21 protein-coding genes are annotated in these 21595 nt (G+C 52.0%); 5 read left to right on the forward strand and 16 right to left on the reverse strand.

The genetic code is table 11. The features are described 5' to 3' along the window. Window positions 1-46 precede the first annotated feature (46 nt). Entirely contained in the window at window positions 47-838 is a 792-nt protein-coding gene (locus KVT34_RS05310) for a 4'-phosphopantetheinyl transferase family protein (RefSeq protein ID WP_217557314.1), read from the reverse strand. 422 nt (window positions 839-1260) lie between these two features. Between KVT34_RS05310 and loaP the strand changes: the two genes are divergently transcribed. After that, window positions 1261-1827, forward strand: coding sequence for an antiterminator LoaP (gene loaP, locus KVT34_RS05315; protein ID WP_217557316.1), 567 nt, complete (start codon window positions 1261-1263; stop codon window positions 1825-1827). Between the two features lie 496 nt (window positions 1828-2323). Next, window positions 2324-3292: a phosphate acyltransferase PlsX gene (gene plsX, locus KVT34_RS05320; protein WP_217557319.1), complete on the forward strand. Its 969-nt coding sequence runs from the start codon at window positions 2324-2326 to the stop codon at window positions 3290-3292. Between the two features lie 388 nt (window positions 3293-3680). On the opposite strand, the gene KVT34_RS05325 is transcribed toward plsX, so the two are convergent. Genes KVT34_RS05325 through KVT34_RS05350 form a run of 6 tightly spaced genes read right to left on the reverse strand, consistent with a single transcriptional unit; the run spans window position 3681 to window position 8085 of the window. Continuing rightward, window positions 3681-4208, reverse strand: a complete 528-nt coding sequence (locus tag KVT34_RS05325) for a peroxiredoxin family protein (RefSeq protein ID WP_217557322.1) — start codon at window positions 4206-4208, stop codon at window positions 3681-3683. A gap of 15 nt (window positions 4209-4223) precedes the next feature. Next, window positions 4224-4964 carry an ABC transporter ATP-binding protein gene (locus KVT34_RS05330; RefSeq protein ID WP_217557325.1) on the reverse strand — a complete coding sequence of 247 codons (741 nt, stop codon included), beginning with the start codon at window positions 4962-4964 and terminating at the stop codon, window positions 4224-4226. After that, the gene (locus KVT34_RS05335; protein ID WP_217557328.1) at window positions 4957-5775 is read right to left on the reverse strand and encodes an ABC transporter permease; all 819 of its coding nucleotides are present in this window, start codon (window positions 5773-5775) and stop codon (window positions 4957-4959) included. The genes KVT34_RS05330 and KVT34_RS05335 overlap by 8 nt, the downstream gene beginning before the upstream one ends. Beyond that, window positions 5772-6341 carry a nitrous oxide reductase accessory protein NosL gene (locus tag KVT34_RS05340; protein WP_217557331.1) on the reverse strand — a complete coding sequence of 190 codons (570 nt, stop codon included), beginning with the start codon at window positions 6339-6341 and terminating at the stop codon, window positions 5772-5774. Before KVT34_RS05340 ends, KVT34_RS05335 begins: the two co-directional genes overlap by 4 nt. Next, window positions 6338-7705 carry a right-handed parallel beta-helix repeat-containing protein gene (locus KVT34_RS05345; protein ID WP_217557333.1) on the reverse strand — a complete coding sequence of 456 codons (1368 nt, stop codon included), beginning with the start codon at window positions 7703-7705 and terminating at the stop codon, window positions 6338-6340. Before KVT34_RS05345 ends, KVT34_RS05340 begins: the two co-directional genes overlap by 4 nt. Beyond that, window positions 7702-8085: a FixH family protein gene (locus tag KVT34_RS05350; protein WP_042233244.1), complete on the reverse strand. Its 384-nt coding sequence runs from the start codon at window positions 8083-8085 to the stop codon at window positions 7702-7704. The genes KVT34_RS05345 and KVT34_RS05350 overlap by 4 nt, the downstream gene beginning before the upstream one ends. A gap of 193 nt (window positions 8086-8278) precedes the next feature. On the opposite strand from KVT34_RS05350, the gene KVT34_RS05355 reads away from it, so the two are divergent. After that, on the forward strand, window positions 8279-8626 hold the full coding sequence (locus tag KVT34_RS05355) for a hypothetical protein (protein ID WP_217557335.1): 348 nt from the start codon (window positions 8279-8281) through the stop codon (window positions 8624-8626). 263 nt (window positions 8627-8889) lie between these two features. On the opposite strand, the gene KVT34_RS05360 is transcribed toward KVT34_RS05355, so the two are convergent. Continuing rightward, window positions 8890-11325 (reverse strand): glycoside hydrolase family 31 protein, encoded by a 2436-nt coding sequence (locus KVT34_RS05360; protein WP_217557337.1) that lies wholly within the window; start codon window positions 11323-11325, stop codon window positions 8890-8892. 3 nt (window positions 11326-11328) lie between these two features. Then, window positions 11329-12372: a LacI family DNA-binding transcriptional regulator gene (locus KVT34_RS05365; RefSeq protein WP_217557339.1), complete on the reverse strand. Its 1044-nt coding sequence runs from the start codon at window positions 12370-12372 to the stop codon at window positions 11329-11331. Between the two features lie 368 nt (window positions 12373-12740). On the opposite strand from KVT34_RS05365, the gene KVT34_RS05370 reads away from it, so the two are divergent. Further along, window positions 12741-13187: a DUF5946 family protein gene (locus KVT34_RS05370; RefSeq protein WP_217557341.1), complete on the forward strand. Its 447-nt coding sequence runs from the start codon at window positions 12741-12743 to the stop codon at window positions 13185-13187. Window positions 13188-13350: 163 nt separating this feature from the next. On the opposite strand, the gene KVT34_RS05375 is transcribed toward KVT34_RS05370, so the two are convergent. Both KVT34_RS05375 and KVT34_RS05380 read right to left on the reverse strand, forming a co-directional pair. Further along, window positions 13351-13854: a metallophosphoesterase family protein gene (locus tag KVT34_RS05375; protein WP_217557343.1), complete on the reverse strand. Its 504-nt coding sequence runs from the start codon at window positions 13852-13854 to the stop codon at window positions 13351-13353. 34 nt (window positions 13855-13888) lie between these two features. Continuing rightward, complete coding sequence (locus KVT34_RS05380; protein ID WP_217557346.1) at window positions 13889-14449, reverse strand: MOSC domain-containing protein; 561 nt, start codon at window positions 14447-14449, stop codon at window positions 13889-13891. 261 nt (window positions 14450-14710) lie between these two features. Here KVT34_RS05380 and KVT34_RS05385 point away from each other — a divergent pair, with 261 nt between their 5' ends. Further along, window positions 14711-16894, forward strand: a complete 2184-nt coding sequence (locus tag KVT34_RS05385) for a HelD family protein (protein WP_217557348.1) — start codon at window positions 14711-14713, stop codon at window positions 16892-16894. A 276-nt stretch (window positions 16895-17170) separates the two neighbouring features. On the opposite strand, the gene KVT34_RS05390 is transcribed toward KVT34_RS05385, so the two are convergent. The 5 genes from KVT34_RS05390 to KVT34_RS05410 form a co-directional block, all read right to left on the reverse strand. Further along, a complete protein-coding gene (locus KVT34_RS05390; RefSeq protein WP_217557350.1) occupies window positions 17171-18019 on the reverse strand; it encodes a DegV family protein in 849 nt (282 codons plus the stop codon). Between the two features lie 15 nt (window positions 18020-18034). Beyond that, window positions 18035-18883: a DegV family protein gene (locus KVT34_RS05395; protein WP_217557351.1), complete on the reverse strand. Its 849-nt coding sequence runs from the start codon at window positions 18881-18883 to the stop codon at window positions 18035-18037. A 47-nt stretch (window positions 18884-18930) separates the two neighbouring features. Continuing rightward, window positions 18931-19653: an amino acid ABC transporter ATP-binding protein gene (locus KVT34_RS05400; protein ID WP_217557353.1), complete on the reverse strand. Its 723-nt coding sequence runs from the start codon at window positions 19651-19653 to the stop codon at window positions 18931-18933. Continuing rightward, window positions 19646-20335 (reverse strand): amino acid ABC transporter permease, encoded by a 690-nt coding sequence (locus KVT34_RS05405; protein WP_217557354.1) that lies wholly within the window; start codon window positions 20333-20335, stop codon window positions 19646-19648. Before KVT34_RS05405 ends, KVT34_RS05400 begins: the two co-directional genes overlap by 8 nt. A 147-nt stretch (window positions 20336-20482) precedes the next feature. After that, window positions 20483-21298 carry a transporter substrate-binding domain-containing protein gene (locus KVT34_RS05410; protein WP_217557355.1) on the reverse strand — a complete coding sequence of 272 codons (816 nt, stop codon included), beginning with the start codon at window positions 21296-21298 and terminating at the stop codon, window positions 20483-20485. Between the last annotated feature and the right edge of the window lie 297 nt (window positions 21299-21595).

Consider the following 21595-nt stretch of genomic DNA (forward strand, 5'->3'; position numbering starts at 1 on the left):
ACAAAAAAGAGGCCTAAGCGACCTCCTCCGACAAAAGTAAATCTATTTATAATTTTTTTAAAATTGACTCAATAATTTTTTGGTGCATCTGAATATCACTTATATTTAGGCTTAATTTCTTTGGAAATGTTATTGAACAAATATATCCCATTAAAACTATGGAAACTGAGCGAAACTGAGGAAAATTCTCAAAACAGCTATGATATACAGCACTATGCTGAGTGAATTCTTTTACCTCTAACAATTCCAACGGAAGTGTCAAACCCGTTTTAAGAACTTTTGATAGAGATTCTTTTATGGTCCAAAACATAAACAATATATCTTCGCCACAATTAAACTTCTTCAATATATCCATTTCCTTAGGCGTAAGACTGCTCTTAAGAAACCTAAACTTGGATGGATCTATTTTCTCTATGTCTATCCCCATTAGCAGCCCATCAGTAAAAGCTATCGCTACACCTAAATCATTACAATGACTTATACTAATTTGAACATTTCTAATGGAATCGCTAATAATATACGGTTGATTAAAAATCCCATTATGAATAGCTATTGTTCTAATATCGTTTTCTGCTGAAAAATCTGAAACAGCCAATTTCCCTGCATATCTTCCCACAACATAACTATTCATTCTTCTTTCGTATTTAATTTCATTGAATTTATCTTGTTCACTCTTGTGAAAATGCCGTTTTATCATTTCTTCTACATGACCATTTTTTATTTTACAAATTCCAAATGAACAGCGATATTTTTCATCAGATGATTTCAGTATAAAAGGCCCTGAATACGCTCGAGCGTATTCCAAATTTTTGTGATCATGATTGAGCAATACATCCAAGATATCACCACCATGGATAATTAAAAATCGCAGCTTTTAATTAAGAAAAGGAAGCAAGCACACTAAACTAGTAAGCTACACATAATATACAGTCAATCACAATTATAGGCACGCCAAATTAATACACTCTTTATCAAGGTGTATTTGTATTCTAACCTGACCGCTTCGCTAACCTGACATGCCGAAACTTTGCCAGAATAACTAGGCTTTTTTTATAGTATAAACTATTATATTCGCTAATGTCAATATTATGAATCCTCACTATTTTCAGTAATTAATTTGTAAATCCATTAGTACTTTTGGTATTTTTTTCATTGCAAAGAAAGCGTTTTCTACATATAATTCCATTACTAGAAAGTCCTCTTTTTAGAAAACATGAATATAATCTGGATTCAATAATATACACTAATAAGGAGATATTTATGGATTGGTATGCTCTTTTTGTTGAGACGGGTAAAGAGGAGATCACAAAAGATTATATTAATAAAATATTTTCGAAAAGTAACATTCGATGCATTGTTCCAAAAAGAAAAGTACCTGAAAAAAAACAAGGAGTTACATACCATTGTTTCAAAATAATGTTTCCCGGCTATGTATTAATTGAATTAAAATTGGATTATAAAATATATTACAAATTAAAAGAAATACCAACATTAATTAGACTTTTAAATTATAATTCTCCAAAGTATTGCTATACGTTAGACGAAGATTTTGATGAATCTGATTGCTTCAAGAAAATTAATTCCAAAGAAATGCAATTTTTAATTAATATAATTGGCGAAGAAGGGATTCTTGATTATTCAGAATTATTTATAGAAAATTCAAGTGTTACTGTACTTTCTGGTCCTTTAAAAAACTTCGAGGGGATTATCAAGAGAGTTGATAAACATAAGAATAGAGCGAAAGTCGAGTTTAAATTTTTAGATAATATAAGCATTCTAGACGTTGGAGTCCAGATATTATATACAAAAGATGATCGCTTTAAATAATCCTTGCTAATGTCTCATTAATACTCCTTTCATAGTATCCTATACGAACACAATCCCCAGACATTGATCGATTGGCCAATCGTCGATACTCCAGAAAATTCCGGTTCAAGATTGAACACACGCATATCCGGCCTTGTTACGTTTGGAAATACGTGATATCCATTCCTTACCTAACTACGTAAGGAACTTCCTTAGCAATTAAGGGCTTTGAAGCAGCCCTCCGGGTATGATATAATCCAACAGAAAGTTTAATTTTATAGAAAATTTGGAAATACAAACCTGTAAAAGATATTTTTGTGTAAGTTAATTAGCTTTTTCGCTTATCAAAAAACAATCTTGCAAGTCACAGATATAGGAGCAATTGTTATCGGTGATTCGTCTACTTTGTAAGCAATTCCATTCTCGTGAAGACGAATAAACTTTTTATTGTTCTCATTTTTTTGTTTTTCAATAAGTAATAAAAAGCGAGAAATTTATACTATTAGGAGGAATCTTCTTGCGAATTGCCATTGATATAATGGGAGGGGACTTTGCCCCTAAAATGAACATTGAAGGAGCAATTTTGGCGGCTAAAGAACTAGAAAATGTGAAACTGATATTAGTTGGTGATGAAACTCACGCCAAGCCTTTTTTGAAAGAGAATCTCCCCAATATCCAATTGCTTCATACTTCTGAAATAATTACAGCACATGATGATCCTGTTAGTTCAGTGAGACGAAAAAAAAATTCTTCGTTAGTTATTGCCGGGAAACTAATTCGGGAAGGAAAAGCTGATGCTATGGTTTCCGCAGGCAATACAGGCGCTTTAGTTGCGATGGGAATACTTATTATAGGTAGAGTACAAGGATTTGAACGTCCGGCACTTGCTCAGTTAATACCCACTTATGACGGAAATGATGTTCTCGTATTAGATCTAGGAGCAAATATTGACGCCAAACCTGAAAATCTTATTCAATACGCAAAAATGGGAAGTATATATGTTAACAAAATGAAAGGAGTAACGAATCCAAGGATAGGCCTTCTTAATGTTGGGACAGAAAAAGGCAAAGGGAATGAGTTGGTTAGGACGACATATAACATGTTACTTAAAGAAGAGCTAAATTTTGTTGGCAACGTTGAAGCAAGAGATGTTTTAAAAGGACATTGTGACGTAATAATTTGTGATGCCTTTAGCGGAAATATACTTTTGAAATCTTTCGAGGGTGTTATTGAAACGTTCTTCTCATTATTCAAAAAGCAAGTTAATAAGAATTTGATAACAAAAGTAGCCACGTTAGCTTTGTTACCTACGCTCAGAAGTTTCAAGAAAAAAATGGACTATAGAGAGTTTGGTGGTGCTCCACTCTTAGGGATTAAGGGTGTATGTATCAAGAGCCATGGGTCCTCAAACTCAACCGCAATTAAGAATGCGATTAATCAAGCTCAAAAGTTGGTTGCTAACAATTACATAAATTTCATTAAGTAGATCTTCATTACTAACTAGAACTATAAGTAGCCTAAGTCTCTAGTTCCGGTCAGATAATTCGATCGTCTTGAACAACCCTATGTTTCCGATGTTGCTCAAAACTTCCCAGTCTCCCTCCCTCTTGATGTAATCCGGTTCAAAACTGAAATCCCGGTATTTTCTCGCATATGATCATACACGATCTGTGGGTGATAATTAACCCTCAGTGAAGGCGAAAGCATCGGCATCCCGCCTGCGGAGGTTGATATCTCGCCGGCCGGTCGTCATTAACGGGCGTTTACCGCGAAAGAACGAAAAACTCCGGACCTTCGGCGGTCCGGAGTTTTTTTAAGCGGCGGCAGTGAAAAGAAACGGACGGCTTCCGGCTTAACCCGAAGCCAGCCTTCATTCATCTGCTCAGGCTTTGCAGCAGCTTCTTCACTTCCGAAGCGCTGGTCAGCTCACCCGGACGAATCGCCGCGATTTTGCCGTCGGGATCAATCAGGAACGTGGCCGGAAGGCCGACGACCCGGTATTTTCGGGCGGCCTCGCCGCTCGGATCGAGCAGGACGGGGAATGCCAGGTGCTTCCGCATGGCGAATTCGTTCGCCGTTCCTCTCGATTCGCCTACGTTGACGGCGACAATTTCCACGTCCGGAATTCCTTCGAGGTAAGCTTCATTCATACGGGGCATCTCATGCGTACAAGGGCCGCACCAGGAGGCCCAGAAATTAAGCAGCACGCCCTTCCCCCGGTAGTCGGAAAGCGCGGCGGAACGGCCGTCCAATCCGGTAACGGTAAAATCCGGCGCCATCGCACCGGTCCGGACCGCCACGGCCGATTCCTTCGAATCCGCATGGAGCAGGGTGTACGCCAGAGCGGCCGCGATCAGTCCTGCGATAAGCAGGACGGCTCCTCGCCGCAGCTTATGTATCAAATTTCCCGCCTCCCTCTAAATCCCGCCGTCTCCGCCGGTACGATAGCCGAACAGCTTGGAGAAGGCCGCCTGCAGCCCCCCGGGACCATAGGCTTCCCGGAAAGACTCGGCCGTTCCTTCCTCGGCTATGCGCCCTTCTTTCAGGAACACGACATGATCGGCGGCCGACTCCGCCACGCCGAGCTGGTGCGTGGAGAACAGAACGGCATGACCTTCCCGCTTCGCGTAGCGGACAAGCTCGACGAACGAATCCATCCAGTAAGGATCAAGTCCGTTGGTCGGTTCGTCCATGATGAGCAGCGCCGGCTTGGCCAGCAGCGCCTGGGCAAACAGCAGCCGCTGCCGCATGCCTTTGGAGAAGGAGCTGACCGGCTTCCGCCTCACGTCGGCCAGTCCGACCAGCTCCAGGGTTTCCAGCACTCTCGCTTTGGAAACCTTGCGCAGCGAAGCCCAGAACAAAAGCGTTTCCTCCGCCGACAACCCTTGGCCGAACAAATAATCATCCGGCATGTATCCGATCTGCTGCGCATACGCGGTGCGGTTTTCTTTCCACTTCCGGCCGTTTACCTCGATAACCCCCGAAGTGGGCTGCGTAATACCTGCTATCATACGCAGAATGGTGCTTTTCCCGGCTCCGTTCCCGCCGCAGAGGGTCAGCACCTGTCCCCTGCTTATCCGAAGGTTGACCGAGTGAATAATCGGCTGCTTGCCGATTTTTTTATGCAAGTCAGACACTTGCAGGACATTCTCAGCCACGGGAACGCCCCCTTTCCCAGATCCAGTTGGCCAAACCTGCGCATACGGCGATCCAGACCAGGCACAAACCCATAAATACCAGGGTTCCTTCCGGACGGCCGATCCAGCGGACCCACTCGTAATATTCAGGCCCCAGCGCCGCACCGCCTCCGAGCTTCACGACGACGAACAGCCGGACAAGCTCCGCCGGGTTCAGGAATGTGAGCGCCACAAGCGCGCTTTTGATCCAGACGTAAGGAAGCTGGCCGAGAACGGCAATGAGCAGCGTCGGCCAGCCGATCACCGCGAAAAACCACACCGCCACACCTGCGGTCAGCGCCTGCCAGCGGTTCTTGGCAAACGTGCCCAGCACGAGCGCAATCGCAAGAAACAGCAGAACGAGCCCCGTGGAGAAGGCAAAAAACAACCCGAGCGTAGCCGGCTGCAGTCCCCTTCCGGTCAACGCCCCGACTACGCCCGTCAGGCCGTATCCGAAGGCGACGATGCTCAGCATAACCACGGTCAAACCGGTATATTTCCCGGCAATAAACGCAAAGGTAGCGAGCGGATACGTTGAAAGAAGCTGCCAGCTTCCTTCTTCCTTCTCCGCCGTTAACGAAAACGAGCCCAGCAGAAGCGTCATCAGCGGAAGTAGATATAAGATCAGATTAAGCATGGAAGAGGTAGAGCTTGAATAGCCCTCTATGAAGCTTTGAGCGTTAATGAGAAGCAGGGACAGGCTGAATAAAGAAAAGAGGGCCATAAACGAATAGGCCCACGGGTTTCTAAACCCGACTTTCACTTCTCGCAGCGCGATCGTCAGCACGTTCATTTGCCGTGCGTTCCCTTATCGCCGGCGTTACCGCCGTGAGCGTCCTTATCTCCGCCGGCTTCCGGCGTGACGCTGTGGTCGTGGCTTCCGCCCATGTTCATCATGCTTTTATTCTGCTCCCACGTGTGCTTGCCGAGATCCGCAGCCGTCATCACTTTGCCTTTTTTCTGGCTGTCCGTGAACTTCTGGGCTTCCGCTTTATCCTTAAACGAATAGATGCCGTAAGCCATCGGCGATTTGAAGGAAGGATCGTACACGTAAGTCGCATCCTCATACTTGATCCATTCTTTGTTGTTATAATCCCGGACAAACTGGACTTGGATGGAGTCCGCCGCATTTTTTCCTTTCCACTCGTTCATGCAGCCGAGATCGTCGAATTTGTACGTTTTTCCGTCTTTCGTTTTGAGCTGGACGGCAAACGCGTCGTCTTTGATCTGCATGTTGCAGATCGCGCATTTATCCGTTTCTTCGTTGATGGGCTCCGCCTGATCCTTCGCTTTCCCGCAAGCGGACAAAATTGTCATAATCAGCAGTACACTCAGCAAAAACAACCCTGTTTTTTTCATCCTCTTCTTACCCCCACATAATAAATTGTACTGACGGACGCCAGCAGCAGCAGGAGCCCGAATACTAGCGTCGTATTCCCCGCCGCTCCGCTTAACGGCTTTTGTTCCGGCCCCGTTCCGGGCTTCATCAAAGGCGCTTCATCCTTGGTCCAGCCTTCACGGTCGGAGGCGTACATCCCTTCGAGAAACTGCATCCCCGGCGACTGAAAAAACAGCTGGTAAGCGGGAACCGCCCCCGTCAATCTTTGAAAAAAAGGATTCAGCGCATACGACAGCTCGCTGCTCCCGTCCCCGTCGCTGTCCAGACCGCGGAACGCCTCCCAGAAGTTGCCGCTGAATGCGTTGCTCTCGCTCTCATTCGCTTCCGCCTCGATTACGTTGCCGATAAAACGGTTGCCGGTGAAGCGGTTATTTTCCGATTCCAGAAACTGGACGCCAACGAAATTTTGCAGCACGTCGTTGTTAGTGAACTCGTTGGAGCCCGATTGCTCGACATAAAGGCCGACCCGGTTGCCCTCCACTTTGTTGCCGGTTACTTTCGAGTTATGTACGTCGAAGAACAGCAATCCCTGAGAGTTCACGCTCTCGCTCTGTTTCGTAAAGGAATTGCCCGTTACCTCGGCTTCTTTGACGCCCATGATCATGGCGCCCGTGATGTTGTACATGCCTGTGTTGCCCCGGACGAACGTCCCCTTCGTGTACATGCAGTGAATCCCGTACCGGGAATGTTCGACGGAATTGGCTTCCACCTTGTTCCGGTGGCTGCTTTCCAGATAAATGCCGTCGTTCATGGAGCTTACCCGGTTGCCCGAGATCACGTTATCGTGCGCGTTGAAAAGATCGATGCCGTTGCGTCTTTCGGACAGCTTGGCCGCTTCGCTTCCGGTCCGGACGACGGAATTATTCTCGATCCGGTTATGCCCCGTATCCCGCAGCAGAATGCCGAACGCATCCGTGCGGATATCCAGCGAATGAAGCCAAACCCCGCTTCCCTGGACCAGTACCGCGGACGTGTCTGAAGAAGCCCCTTTCCCGTCCTGCTCGATCTGCAGGCTTTTCAGGGTAACATCGTCTGCCCCGACGGTAATAGCGGGCTTTCCGCTGCCTTCCTTGTTCCTGACGACGGCACCGCTCTGCCCCTCGATCACGATGGGGCGGGTAATAACGGCCGGGCCCTCGTAGGAGCCTGCCGGGAGCCGGAGCAGACCGCCGGACGGCGTACGGTCGATGAGCTGCTGCAGCTCGGCGGGCCGGGCCGGACCCGCGTCCGGCGGAGCCGCTTCCGCCCGCTGGTGAGGCAGCCATAACCCAGCCGCCGCCGCGGCACAGACGCACAGCCACAGGGGAATCAGACGGAGCTTCATGAAACGTCCAGCACCTTTTTCTTGGTGATGTGCAGCACTCCCTGGTAAAGATGCACGTAAATGGCATATTTGCCGGGCTGGTCGAACGTTTTCTCTATCGAGTAATTTCCGTCCCCGCTTGATTTCGCATCCAGCAGTTCCGGAAGCCCGCTGTTGTCCGCCAGGCGGACGTCGAGCTGGACTCTCGCCCCCTCTTGTGTGGTTAATCCGGTAATCTTCGCGGTGACCACCGCTTTCTCGCCTGTTTTGACCGGTGAAGGCTCGGTGACAAGATCGACTTTGACTTTGGCCGGGTCCTGTCCCTTAAGCTCGGACGAGCAAGCCGTGACCGCAAACACCAGAAGAACGGCCAGCAGGAATCGGCTGATCGGTTTTAGCAAGGCAAGGCCTCCTTTCCTTTCGCTTCCATTATTCTTACACGCGGCTGCTCTTTTTAATATGACTCAACAGGGCTATTCTCGTTAACATTGTGTGAATTGTTTATTTCGCCCGGAACAAATAAGTTTTCCAGCGGTTAATTTGTTGCGCGCCGGAAACATTAAAGGAGAAGAAACAGACAAAGGAGACCTGCGCATGTTTATGGTATACGGAATCGCCCTGCTTCTGGCTGGACTTCTGACGATCAACAGTATCTTCTCGTACCAGAGCAAACACATCGATCCTTCGCTCTGGCAAACCTTGTGGTTTCAGTGCAAAATGATCCCGCTGGTGTTTGCGGCCAACGTTATGATCGGATACGGCGTGAAGTTCTGCTACAAGACGACGGGTAGCTTGACCTTATCCTTAGGCATATCCAAAGGAATCGAGATTTTTATCTGCGTGCTGATGGGGTACATCTTCCTGAAGGAGATTCCGAACTGGAAAACCTGGGTTGGCCTCGGTATCGTAGTCGGCGGCTTTGTCATCACCAAGCTGAAATAGCGGTGACGGGGCGGAGCAAACAGCAGAAGAACTGTCCGGGACTGTCCCGGACTATTCGAACGAATCGGACAGAAGCGAGCGGATTGGAGCTTATCCTCCATTGTTTTGTGCGCAGCTTCCGGGCTCTTCCGGGCTGCTCGCCGCCCCGTCCAGCTTATTCGTGACACAGCGGCCGTACACCCGGGCACGCCAAAAAGCTCCGACCCCTGTAAGGGGCCGGAGCTTTCGCACCGCCGGAAGCGGTCTGACCGCGCGCCGAACGATCAGGCGCGGATGTGTAGAATTTGCTGCGGGGTGTCCGCCGTCCGGACCAGGATCTCTCCGGCCGCTTCGTCGTAGGCCCAGCCGGCTGCCGACTGCTCCCGGGCGATCACGCCGGCTTCCAGACGGCGGAGGCCTTCGATCGCCGCAGGAACGAATCCCGCATGTTTGATGCGGATCAGGAAGCTGCGGTCCCCGTTGGGCAACCCGGTGTGCTCGTATGCCCAGGCCAGCTTCATGCCTCCGTCCGCCGCTTCCGTGGACATGCGGATCACATTGTACGCTCCCTGCTCGTACCCGTAAGTGATCCCGTCGTCTTCGTACACGGTTCCTTCGGAGCTGCCGCCGGAAGCATAAATGTTCCACGTCAGAGACGATGCCACGCTCTCATCCGCATGCTGCTTTAGCGGCTCTTCCGCAAGAATGGCTCCCGCTTTGATATACATCGGCATAATGTGAAGCGGCGCGCGGGCGAGAATATGCCTCGGTCCCGCATGCTTCTCCCCGCTCCAGTAGTCGATCCACTCGCCTTCCGGGATATAGACGGCGCGGTGCTCCGTATCGGGACGGTAGACCGGGGCGACGAGAACGCTGCTGCCGAGCAGGAACTGGTCGCTGAGGTTCGTCACCTGCGGATCGTGCGGATATTCCAGCACAAGCGGCCGCAGAATCGGCATCCCGGTCCGGGATGCTTCGTGGAACAGCGTGTACAAGACCGGCATCCAGCGGTAGCGCAGCTCGATATAGGTGCGGCAAATTGCCTCGGTCTCTTCGCCGAACGACCACGGCTCCTGGCGGACGGAGTCGATCACGCTGTGGTTGCGGCAGAAAGGAAACAGCGCCCCCATTTGCGTCCAGCGGGCAAGCAGTTGTCCCGTGGAGTGATGCGCGAAGCCGCCGATATCGGGGCCCGTGAACGGAATTCCGGACAACCCCAGGTTCAGCACCATCGGAATCGCCATCGCCATATGCTCCCAGAAGCTGCGGTTGTCGCCCGTCCATACGGCGGCATAACGCTGCACGCCGCTGTAGCCCGCGCGGGTCAGAACGAACGGCCGCTCGCCGCCCAACTGCTCCCGGAGGCTTTCGAATGTCGCTTTGGACATCATCATGCCGTACAAGTTATGCAGCTCTTCGTGCGTTTTGCTGTCGCCGTTATTGCCATGGATGACGTCGAGATCCATCGTTTTGGATTCGTTGAACACAGCCGGTTCGTTCATATCGTTCCAGATTCCCGTGATGCCGAGGTCCACGTAGAATTTGTGCTTCTCTCCCCACCATTTGCCCACGGCATCTTCCGTGAAATCGGGGAACGCGCTTTTACCGGGCCACACGTCTCCGATAAACAGCTCACCTTCCAGCTTTTTGCAGAAATAGCCGTTCTCGATCCCTTCCCGGTAAATCGGGTATTTGGGATCTTTTTTGACGCCGGGATCGACAATCGGCACGATGCGCATGCCGAGCTTTTTCAGCTCCGCCATCATTCCCTCCGGGTCCGGGAAACGGTCCTTATCGAACGTAAAGACGCGGTACTGATCCATGTAATGGATATCGAGATGAATGACGTCGCAAGGGATGTTTCTCTCGCGGAACGTTCGTGCCAGCTCCAGCACTTCCTGCTGGTTCATATAGCTGTAACGGGACTGGTGGTAGCCAAGGGACCATTTCGGCGGCATAGAGATGCGCCCCGTCAGCTTTGTGTAACGGCCGACGACGTCTTTGGGCTGCGGACCGAAAATGAAGTACAGGTCATACTCCCCGGTCGTGCATTGAATCGTAAAAAGATCGGGATGCGTGCGCATATCGAAATCGGTGCGGCCGGGATTGTCGAGAAACAATCCGTAAGTTCCGGTTTGATGCATGTGAATGAGCAGAGGGATCGATTCGTACAGCGCTTCGATTTCCGGCACATGCGGCGCGAACACGTCGGAGTTCCACATCGCGTAGCGCTCTCCCCGCTTGTCCAGGAAGCTCGTTTTCTCCCCGAGGCCGTAAAAATGAGAGTCCGTCCCCATCACATAGGAGCCGCTCAGCGAACCGCGTGTCGTCCACGAAATCGTGGGCTGCTTCATCAGAAGCTCGCCTTCCGGCGTTTGAACCGTCAAAGCGAATGTTTCTTTCTCGACGATCAGGCGCAGCGCGGAAGTGCGGAATTCGAACGCTTCCGGGCTTTCCGTACGGTCGGCTTTAACCGGTTGAAACGATTCCGACAGTACAGCGACGGTCGCGGGCTTGAACTCCGGCTTATTCCCGTGAAACAATTTGATCCGGAACAGCCCGCATTCCAAAAAAGTCAGCAGCAGATTGGCATGCTGTCCGTGAATCACATAAGAATCGTCGTGCTCCGTTACGCGTACGGCGCGTCCGGGCGCTTTGGGGGCCACTTCCAGCACCGTATCGATGGATTTGTCGGGATGTATGGTTTCGCTCGTTTGCATGGCCTATTCCTCTTTCTGAATGGAGTTGGATTGGAACCGCCGGGCGGTGCTCTGGCGGCGTTTAAGTTCGACGGGCAGCGTAACCGAATGTTCCGCCGGAACGCTTCCGCGGATCATGCTGAGAATGCGGCGTATCGCCGTCTTCCCCTTGGTGCCGATATCCTGCCGGATCGTGGTCAGGGAGGGCGTCATAAACCCCGCGTAGTCGATATCGTCATATCCCATGACGGAGAGATCGTCGGGAATTCGTACGCCGAGCTCCTGAAGCCCTTTCATCAGCCCGATTGCCGCCACATCGGAAAAAGCGAAAACGGCGGTGACCTTCGGGCTGAGCATGTAAACCTGCTGGGCGCTGTGATAGCCGCCGAGCAGAGAGACCGGCGTCTCCACGAGCAGAGCGCGGTCCGCTTCGATCCCGCTCTCCTCCAGCGCCCGGGTATAGCCGAGCCAGCGTTCTTCATAGGCGCCCGAAGTGACGATGTCGCCCGCGATGACGGCAATCCGCTCATGCCCGAGCGACAGTAGGTGCTTCGTCCCGAGGTAACCGCCCATCCGGTCGTTCATATTGACGACCTGGAGGTTCTCCCCTCCGGCGAGGTAGCAGTCCAGATACACGCACGGAACGTCGAGCTGGGCGATGCGCCCCAGCAGCGGGGAATCGCCGGTTATCCCGATGGCGATAATGCCGTCGAGCTGCCGCTCCTGCACAAACGTGAGCGGGTCCTCTTCCGTCACTCCCGACACGATCACATGCAGACGCTCTTCCCTCGCTTCCGCTTCGACGGCCATGACGAGCTGCCAGTAAAACGGGTTGTCCTCAAGCCGTCCCCTATCGCCGGTCGGGACCAAAATCCCGATGAGCTGGGAGCGCCTTTCTTTCAAAAAACGAGCCGCCGTGCTGGGCGCATAATCGTGCCGGTCGATGACCCGGAGCACTCTCTTGGCGGTTTCACCGGAGACTCTTCCGGTACCGTTCATCACGTTCGATACGGTCGCGATGGATACGCCGGCCTCGGCCGCTATGTCTTTAATCGTTATTTTGTTCATCGTTCCCCCAAATCGGCCGATTGGTCAGAAATTTGATTAATCGTTTTACACCTAAATGATCCTATCTTCTTTGTTCGTCTTTCTTACGCCTTCTCATTCCTTCTTACGAGATGATTGTACTCCTGAACGTTTTGATAGATCAACGATTAAACGTTTTATCAATTTTAAGCACCCGCGCTCCTTCAAACATTCTCCATTTTTCGCCATACTCCGTTTCATCTTTATATTGATATTTGTCAAAAGAGAGTATATGTAGTAAGAAGGTTATAACGCAGCTAAATGGGTTAAGGCTGCCCGCAGTCTATGATAAGTCATCTTTTTCATGCTAACTTGTAAACAGAAGAGTTTTGATGGGAGGTTATTTCAAAGTGGTTGATAACAGCACAGTTATGGAGTCCGGAAGATGTATGGAATGCGGAGCTGCGGGGATAGACGGGTTTTCCTGCTACGAATTGTTCGGTTTCCCTCTAGTTTGGGAGCATAATGACCCGAAATTATATGATTTACATTTTTGGCTTGTTTCATGTTACATGATCCAGCATCCTTCCAATTATACGGAAGAAGGTTACCGGCAGCTGGTCCGTTTATTTATTGACGCTTATGATCACGATTGGGACACTGCATATATTCTTAAGAAAAATCGGGAGTTAATGAAGAACGTAGATAAACTGACAAACCCTCTTCCGAATAAAGACAGACAACGCAAGCTCGCATCCTGGTCCATGACAATTGAAGATATTTATCTCGGCGGCGAACAACAGGCAATCGCAAACATCATAAGATGGAAAAAACAAATACGACATGAACTGGGCTAACCATTGAAAAGACAGCCGGCACCCGGTATTCTCCCCGCCGCCATTCGTCCTAAAGAATAACCGCCTCTTCAAAAAAAAAAAAAAGACAGCCGCATCTTCCGCAGCCGTCCTTATTTCCTATCGTTTGTCATGCTCTCTGCCGTCTTTCACAGTCTCTGCCCGGCTATTCCCGGGAATCGAAGAAAATATGCCTCGCTTCGCTTCTTTCCCCGTCCGTCTCGATCAACCCGAACGAAAACCGGGGCTGCCAGCGCTTATCCCAAGGCGAGCCGGGGTTAAAAAGAAGCAGGCCGTCGACCCGTTCCGAATACGGAATATGCGAATGGCCGAACACGATCACATCCGGATTGTCGTCCTGGAAAGTGAGCAAGGCGCGCTGCTCCGTCGATCTTCCCCGGCCGCGATCCCCGTGGACAAGCCCGATGGTGAGCCCGCCGGCCTCGATCAGCTTGCTGTATCCGAATCTCTTTACAATGTCCGGGCCGTCATTGTTCCCCGCGACGGATTCCACGGGCGCAATCCTCTCCACCCACTCGATAATTTCCGGGCTGGTCCAGTCTCCGGCATGCAGAATGAGGTCGACCCCCTCCAGACCTTTCAGAACGGCATCGGGCAGCTTGCCTGCCGCGGGTCTCATATGCGTATCGGACAATACTCCTATTTTCATGCTGCAAAACTCCTTTCAAACGGCAAGTATCAGCTTACAATTCGTCCGGAAAAAGAATCCTTACCTCGTCCCCCGCGGATACGATGCCGGGTCTCTCGACCGAAGCCACGATTCCTCTGCGGTTCCAGGCCGCTTTTACGAACTTGCCCGCAAGCCTGGGATTCCCCGTCTGCTCGGCGATCACCTTGCCCGGATGGACGCACGGTTCGTTCTCTCCCTCGCACACGAGCCCCGCTCCGCTCGGAAACAAAATTCTCGCTCCCCGCGGCAGTGCGGTCAGACGTTCCAGCCCCTTGAGCGCCATGTTCGCTCCCAGCCACTCCGGCGCGACGCGTTCAATGCCGAGAGCGGCCGCAATCTCTTCGCATTCCTCCTCGGACACGATGCTGACCTGACGCCGGTTCATGATCTCGGTTCCCCGCGGATACATCGGCTGGCGGACGTCGGCCTTGCTGGTCACTCCGAAATGCCGGTCTCCGACCAATCCCCCGAACTGCATTTCCACCCAATCGAGATGGCGCGTAATAAACGTCCCCTGCTTGTCCGCAATAAGAAGACCGGTCATGACGGCTTGTTGTTCTTTTCCTTTTTTCATGGCTGCTCACTCCAGGTTCGGTTAGGAGAACTTAAGCTTCATCTTAGATGATGCGGTTCTCGCAAAATATGCAGTCATTATATCACAAGGATGATCCTGCCAGAAACTCGGGCTTGCCGCCTCCGGCAGACCTTCTGTATGTGCCTTCAGTTTATGCTGTGCAGGGCCCTGTCCGCCATGCCCGGCGTTGTTGCCATTGTTTGCCGGATATGATATATTGTTTCTTCATGTTCAAAATCTGATCTTAGGGGGTAACTGATCTTGGATAAGAATCAAAGTGCCTATCAAGAGGAACAAAACCGGCTGGATGCCATCCTGGCGGACGTCAACCGAAGACTGGCGGAGCTGCAGGCCGTTCCCGTGTACCGGGGACCGGATTTCACCGAACAGGCACTGGAAGCCGTACGCGAAAGCGGCCGGCAGTCGCTTGCCTTGGCATCGGACGAACCTTATTTCGGCCGTCTCGACTTTCAGCCTGAAAACGCTGCCGGTAAGTCCGCTCTCTACATCGGCAAATTCGGCGTCGACGACGAGAACGGCGGAGAGCCTCACGTCATTGACTGGCGGGCGCCGGTGGCCAGCATGTTTTATTCCTACACGGGCGGGGACGAGAAAGCGTCGTACGAATCTCCCGACGGCCTCATCGAAGGCTTGGTGTATTTAAAAAGAAACCTGGTCATCCGCAAGCAGATTCTCCAACGGGTCGTCGATACGTACGAGCGGGACAGCGATCTTCTGTCCGGAGCGGGCGGAGACGAGTTTTTGCTGTACCGGCTCGGCGAGAACAAAGACAATAAACTGCGCGATATCGTCTCCACGATCCAGGCGGAGCAGGATAAAATTATCCGTTCGGCCAAAAACGCCGCCCTTATTATTCAGGGCGTCGCCGGAAGCGGTAAGACGACTGTCGCTCTCCATCGTCTCGCTTTTCTGCTCTATCAATACCGTGACCAGGTTAAAGCGGAAAATATGATCATTTTCGCACCGAACTCCATGTTTCTCGATTATATATCCGGGGTTCTCCCGGAGCTCGGCGTTGGACATATCCGTCAGAGCACGTTTGCGGATTGGGCTATAGAGCTGACCGGACTTTCCTTCGCGCTGGAGAATCCGGCAGACGAAAGCGCCGTCTGGTTTGCCCTCGGTTCCAAGCGTCCGCCGCTGAACGATGAAGTTTCCGGCCGCTGGAAAGGCTCCGTCGCCTTCAGGGACTTCCTGGAAAGCTGCTTTGACGGCTACGCGCGGACCTGTCTGCCGCAGGAACCTTTTCACCCTTGGGACGGAAAAACGCTCCCGGCCGAAACGATCGGCGTCTGGTACAACGAAGAATACAAACATCTTCCTCCCGCCAAGCGCAGAGAGCGGGTCGTCGCCCGGATCAAACGCTGGATAACGATGGAACTGGACAAAGTCTGGGACGCCAAGCAGAAAAAAGAACGGAAAACCAAATCGACCCAGCGGCTGAAAGCATTCTTGAAAGGCTGGCCGGAGCTCGATGCGCTGTCGTTCTATAAAGCCGTGTTCGATCCCAAAGCCGGGGCCGTCTGGATGACGGAAGAACTGCGCTCCCGGATTCCAGAAGCCATAGCGAAGGATACGCTGGCCTCCTTCCGCCGCAAGAAGGTGCGCCACGAGGATCTCCCGGCGCTCGTCTTTATCCATGCCTCCCTGCACGGCATCGAAGGCCCGGAACGGTTCGACCACGTGGTCATCGACGAAGCGCAGGACGCTTCGCCGTTCCAGATTGCCGTGCTCGACCAGTACACCCGGCAGCATTCCTTCACGATTCTGGGCGACCTGTCCCAGGGAATTCACGCCTATCGGGGAACGCAGGACTGGGCCGAGCTCACGTCGCTCTTCGGAGAAGGCGAAACCGCTTATTTCGAACTGGAGCGGAGCTACCGCTCCACGATGGAAATTATCCGTTTCGCGAACCACGTCCTCTCCACCGGAGTCGGAGCCGGCCTTCTGGCCGTTCCCGTATTCCGGTCCGGCGAACGGGTCAAGGTGCTCCGGGTAGAGAAGGAGCGGGAGAGCCTCTTCCTCCGCGACGCGGTTGAGCGGCTTCTCCGCCGGAACTACGACACGGTGGCCGTGATTACGCGCACCGAGGAAGACGCCGTGCGGCTGCACGCGCAGCTTGGAGAGCTGGGCCTTGCGGCCAGCAGAATCACGGCGGATCAGAAGCAGTACGCCGGCGGGATCTCGGTCGTGCCCGTCTACCTGACGAAAGGGCTTGAGTTCGACGCCGCCATTCTGACGGATGCGGACCCGCTCCGCTACGGCGCCGACGCTCAGGACGCCAAGCTGCTCTATGTGGGCTGTACCCGCGCCCTGCACGATTTGTGGGTGCTCTACGACGGGGAGCCTTCACCGCTCGTCAACGTCGACGATCCCGAGATTGTGACGCGGGAGCTTCCCGCGGAAGACGACGCGGGTTCTTGAGGAAGGTACGCTCGTCGAGGTCGAGGTCGAGGTCGAGGTCGAGGTCGACGTCTTACACGGTGACGTCGACCGGCGCTGCGGCGCCGACGTGGCCTTCGCGTGCAAACTGGCGAAGGCGAGCTATTGCGCCGGCACGTCCGGTCATGCGGACAAAAAAAGGCTGTCTACCGGTCCTACGGACCGGTAGACAGCCTTTTTTTCATTTCCGTGCACAGGTGGAGAATCGGACACATTCAGGGTCCGCAGGGCGGATAAACATCCTCTTCCCGTCAGCTGTCAGCAGCTGATAAGAATGCCGCCCTCTCCCGCGTAGGTGCCGATAACCGGCCCCATCTCCGTGATCACGACCTGCCCGAACGGGAACAGCCGGAGCAGCTGATCTCTCACGTCCCGGGCGCGGTCCTCGCAGTTGCTGTGCGCAATGCCGAGAATGCACCGCTCCAGATCGTGCCGGGTTTCGCTCACCTTCTCGCTCACCCGTTCGATCAGACGCTTGATCGCATTCTGGGTGCCGCGCACTTTCTCGAAAGGCTCCAAGGTGCCTTCTTCGCTCGCTTTCATGATCTGCTTGATGTTCAGCACCGAAGCCACCGCACCGCGAACGCGGTCGAGGCGGCCTCCTTTTATGACATTTTCAAGCGTATCCAGGAAAAAATACGTATGATGGCTTTTGACTTCTTCCTTCATCCTGGCTGTCAGCTCTTCGAACGGCATGCCTTCTTTCGCAAGCTTGGCCGCTTTTACGGCAAGAAGACCTTGTCCAAGAGAAGCCGTGCGGGAATCCAGCACCTCAATCCGGCCGGAATAGCCGTCCTCCATAAGTTGTTCCCTCGCCATAAGGGCATGATGATAGGTACTGCTAAGATTAGACGAAACAGAGACTACCAGAATGTCACTTTGTGAAGCCTTGCGGTACTCTTCCATAAAAGTATGCGGGGCGGGACTCGCCGTCTGAGGAAGCGCAGGCTCCTGCCTCATCAGGTCATAGAATAATGTTCTGCTCATGTCTGAAGTCATTTCCTTGTCGCCGAAACGGACGATCAGGGGAACGACTGTGATGTCTAGTTCCCGGGCCAGCTCCTGAGGCAAATCGGCAGTTCCGTCCGTAATAATCTTGATCGTCAAGAAGTACCCTCATTTCTACGATTTAATAAATACGATGCCCACTGTCTGAGGACCGCAATGGCTGGAAATCACGCATCCGGTTTCCGTAATCTCAACCCGATTGACACCCGTTTCCTGCAGAAGACGGGCACGTACAAGCTCCGCTTCCTCCTGCGCCATGGAATGCGTGACAAACAGGACATCCGGGTCCATCTCGTGCTTGAAAGCCAGCGCGTTGTCCACCAGCTGTTCCAGGGCTTTCTCCCTCTTACCACGCACTTTGGAAGTTAGAATCATGGAACCGTCCTTGACCTGCACCACCGGGCGGATTTTCAGCAGGCTCCCGAAAAAAGCCTGTACACTCGTACAACGGCCGCCTTTATGCAAATAATCCAGCGTATCGATAATGAATTCGGTACTCACTTTCGGAATGAACGATTTAACCAGGGCTTCGATCTCCGCCGCACTGCGTCCCTGTTTGGCCGCTTCCACGGCTTTGCAGATCAGAATGCCGATGCCGGTAGCGAGGTTGCGGGAATCGATGACGGTTACCCGCCCTTCCGGAAAGAGATCGGACGTTAACACGGCATTCTGATAAGTCGACGAAATTTCGGAAGAAAGCCCGATGTAGACGATATCGCAGCCCTGTTCGATATGAGGCCGGAACGCTTTCTCGAAGTCGGCCGGCGACGGAGCCGCTGTCTTGGGCAGCTTGCCGGACTGTTCGACTTTCCGGTACAGGACCTCCGGTGTAATGTCCACCCCGTCCCGATACGAATCGTCGCCGAAGACGACATAAAGGGGAACGACACCAATTTCGTTTTCTTTCAAATAGTGCGGATTTAAATCATTCGTGCTGTCCGTAAAAATTTTAATGGGCGCCACGAGACTTCCTCCCTGCTCTGCAGTAACAATTTCGCGTTCTATCTCGCTTACAGCACCTTACCCAGGAATTCCTTCGTCCGGGCATGCTGCGGGTTCGAGAACACTTCTTCCGGTTTGCCCTGTTCGACGATGACGCCCCCGTCCATGAAGACGACGCGGTCGCCTACTTCACGGGCAAATCCCATCTCATGCGTGACGACGACCATGGTCATGCCGTCTTTCGCCAGCTTTTTCATAACATCGAGCACCTCGCCGACCATCTCGGGATCTAGCGCGGAGGTGGGCTCGTCGAACAGCATGACGTCGGGAGACATCGCAAGCGCGCGGGCAATCGCGATCCGCTGCTTCTGTCCTCCGGACAACTGGGCCGGATAAGCTTCGGCTTTTTCCGCCAATCCTACTTTACGAAGCAGATCGGCCGCGGTTTCATTCGCCTGGCTTACCGGCATTTTTTTCAGCTTGCGCGGAGCAAGCATAATATTATCTTTGACCGACAGATGGGGGAACAGGTTGAACTGCTGGAACACCATGCCCATCTTCTGACGGACGGAATTGATATCCGTTTTCTTGTTCGTGATGGAAATACCCTCGAAGAGAATTTCGCCGTCGGTCGGCACTTCCAGCAGGTTGAGACAGCGCAGGAATGTGCTTTTGCCCGAGCCGGAAGGCCCGATGACAACGACGACCTCGCCTTTTTCAATCTCGATATCGATGCCGTTCAGTACGGTTAATTTCCCGAAATGTTTATGAAGATTCGTAATCTTAAGCATTCGACTTCGTCAGCCTCCTTTCGAGTATTCCGACGAGCTTGGACAGCGTCAGGGTAATGACCAGATAAATAAGAGCGGCGATGATCAGCGGTTCGAACGGAAGCGACAGGCTTCCTTTGACCGTGTCCGCGTTGAACATCAGTTCGTTGAGGCCGATGACCGATACGATCGACGTTTCCTTGATCACGACTACCAGCTCGTTTCCGAGCGCCGGCAGTACGGTGCGGAACGCCTGCGGAATCACGACAAGACGCATCGCCATCCACGGCTTCATCCCGAGGGAACGTGCCGCTTCCATCTGCCCCTTGTCCACGGACTGGATGCCCGCGCGCATAATTTCAGCCACATAGGCCGTGCTGTTGAGACCGAGCGTGATGACGGCTGCGGTAAACTCTCCGCCGTACTCTTCGAGAAACGGAAACGGGGGAAAATGAAAGTCCGGAATAAACTGCGGCAGCGCATAATAGACGAGGAAAATTTGAATAATGATCGGCGTTCCCCGGAAAAACTCGATATACGCCGTAGCCAGCCACCGGAGCGGCCAAATACCCGACAATCGGAGCAGACTCATGCCTGTCCCGAAAATCGCTCCCAAAATGACGGTAATCACGGACAGAAGCAGCGTAACCTTCGTTCCGTCCACAAAATAATGCCCGTATTCGTTTAAAAATGAAAAATTCATGGGCTGTTAACTCCTCCTTAAATGCGGATGGACACCGCTAATTATACAATTTCCGACTCCCGTGTGACCATCCCTGAAAAAAGAAAATAGCGGAGGATTCTCCGCTATCTCACATTTATTGCAGTTACCGGTCCGATGACCTTGCGCTTACTCGGCTTCCACCTGGGAAGTAGCATCGGTTACGAACTGATCGATCTTCTTCTCGGCGATCAGACGGTCGATCGTCTTGTTCACCAGGTCGATCTTGTCCTGGCTGCCTTTCTTGAAAGCAACCGCGGAACCCGCTTCTTCAACCTTCGGAGTCGCTTCGGCAATCACGATGCTCTTGTCGCGGTTTACGTGGGAAGTCGCAACCGGAAGCTCGATAATCGCGGCGTCGGCATTCTTGTTTTTCAGCTCAAGCACGATGTCGGTAATTTTGCTTAGTGTTTTGATTTTGGCGTCCTTGATTTGTTCTTTGGCTACCGTCTCTTGAATGGAAGCTTTCTGAACGACGATCCGCTTGCCCGCCAAACTGTCCATCGTCTTGTACTTGTCTTTGTCTTCCGCGCGGACAACGATCATCTGCTTCGCGGTGTAATACGTTTTAGAGAAATCAACGTTCTTCTTGCGTTCTTCCGTCGGGGTCATACCCGAAAGGATCATATCCACGTTGCCGGATTGAAGCGCAGGCAGCAGGCCGTCGAACTTCATGTCCTTGATTTCCAGCTCGGCTCCCATGTCTTTCGCGATTTCTTTGGCGATCATGATGTCGAAGCCGATGATTTCGTCTTTACCGTTCGTCGATTTGTGGAATTCATACGGCGGATAATCCGCGCTCGTCCCGAGAATAAGCTTCTTGGCAGGTGCTGTCGTTTGGGCGCCGCCGGCTGCATCTTTCGGTGCTTCGGGTTTTTTGCCGCATGCAGCAATGAGGCTCATTGTCAGGACAAGGGCGATTAGTGTCAGTCCCCATTTTTTCATGGCAAGTGCTCCTTTATTCATTGTAGTTTATTAACGCAGGGTCAATTCGAAAAAGAACATGCTTTAGTATACCGAAATCGCTTCTTTTATGCAAGATGCTTTATGAAAATGCTTTTTCGGCGTATATAGGGCGTCAAACCTGCATATTTATGCACCTTCTGAGTCTTTAGACGCACCTGTAACCCCTCTTTGGTTAAAAGTTCCATCTAAAAAGAACGCAAAAACGGCTAAAAAGCGTTGAAGGGGTTTGCCCGGGAATCGCGTCTAAGTAGCATTAGCCAGTAAATTGGGCATCCG

This window comes from Paenibacillus sp. GbtcB18, assembly GCF_019091125.1.
GTDB lineage: Bacteria > Bacillota > Bacilli > Paenibacillales > NBRC-103111 > Paenibacillus_F > Paenibacillus_F chitinolyticus.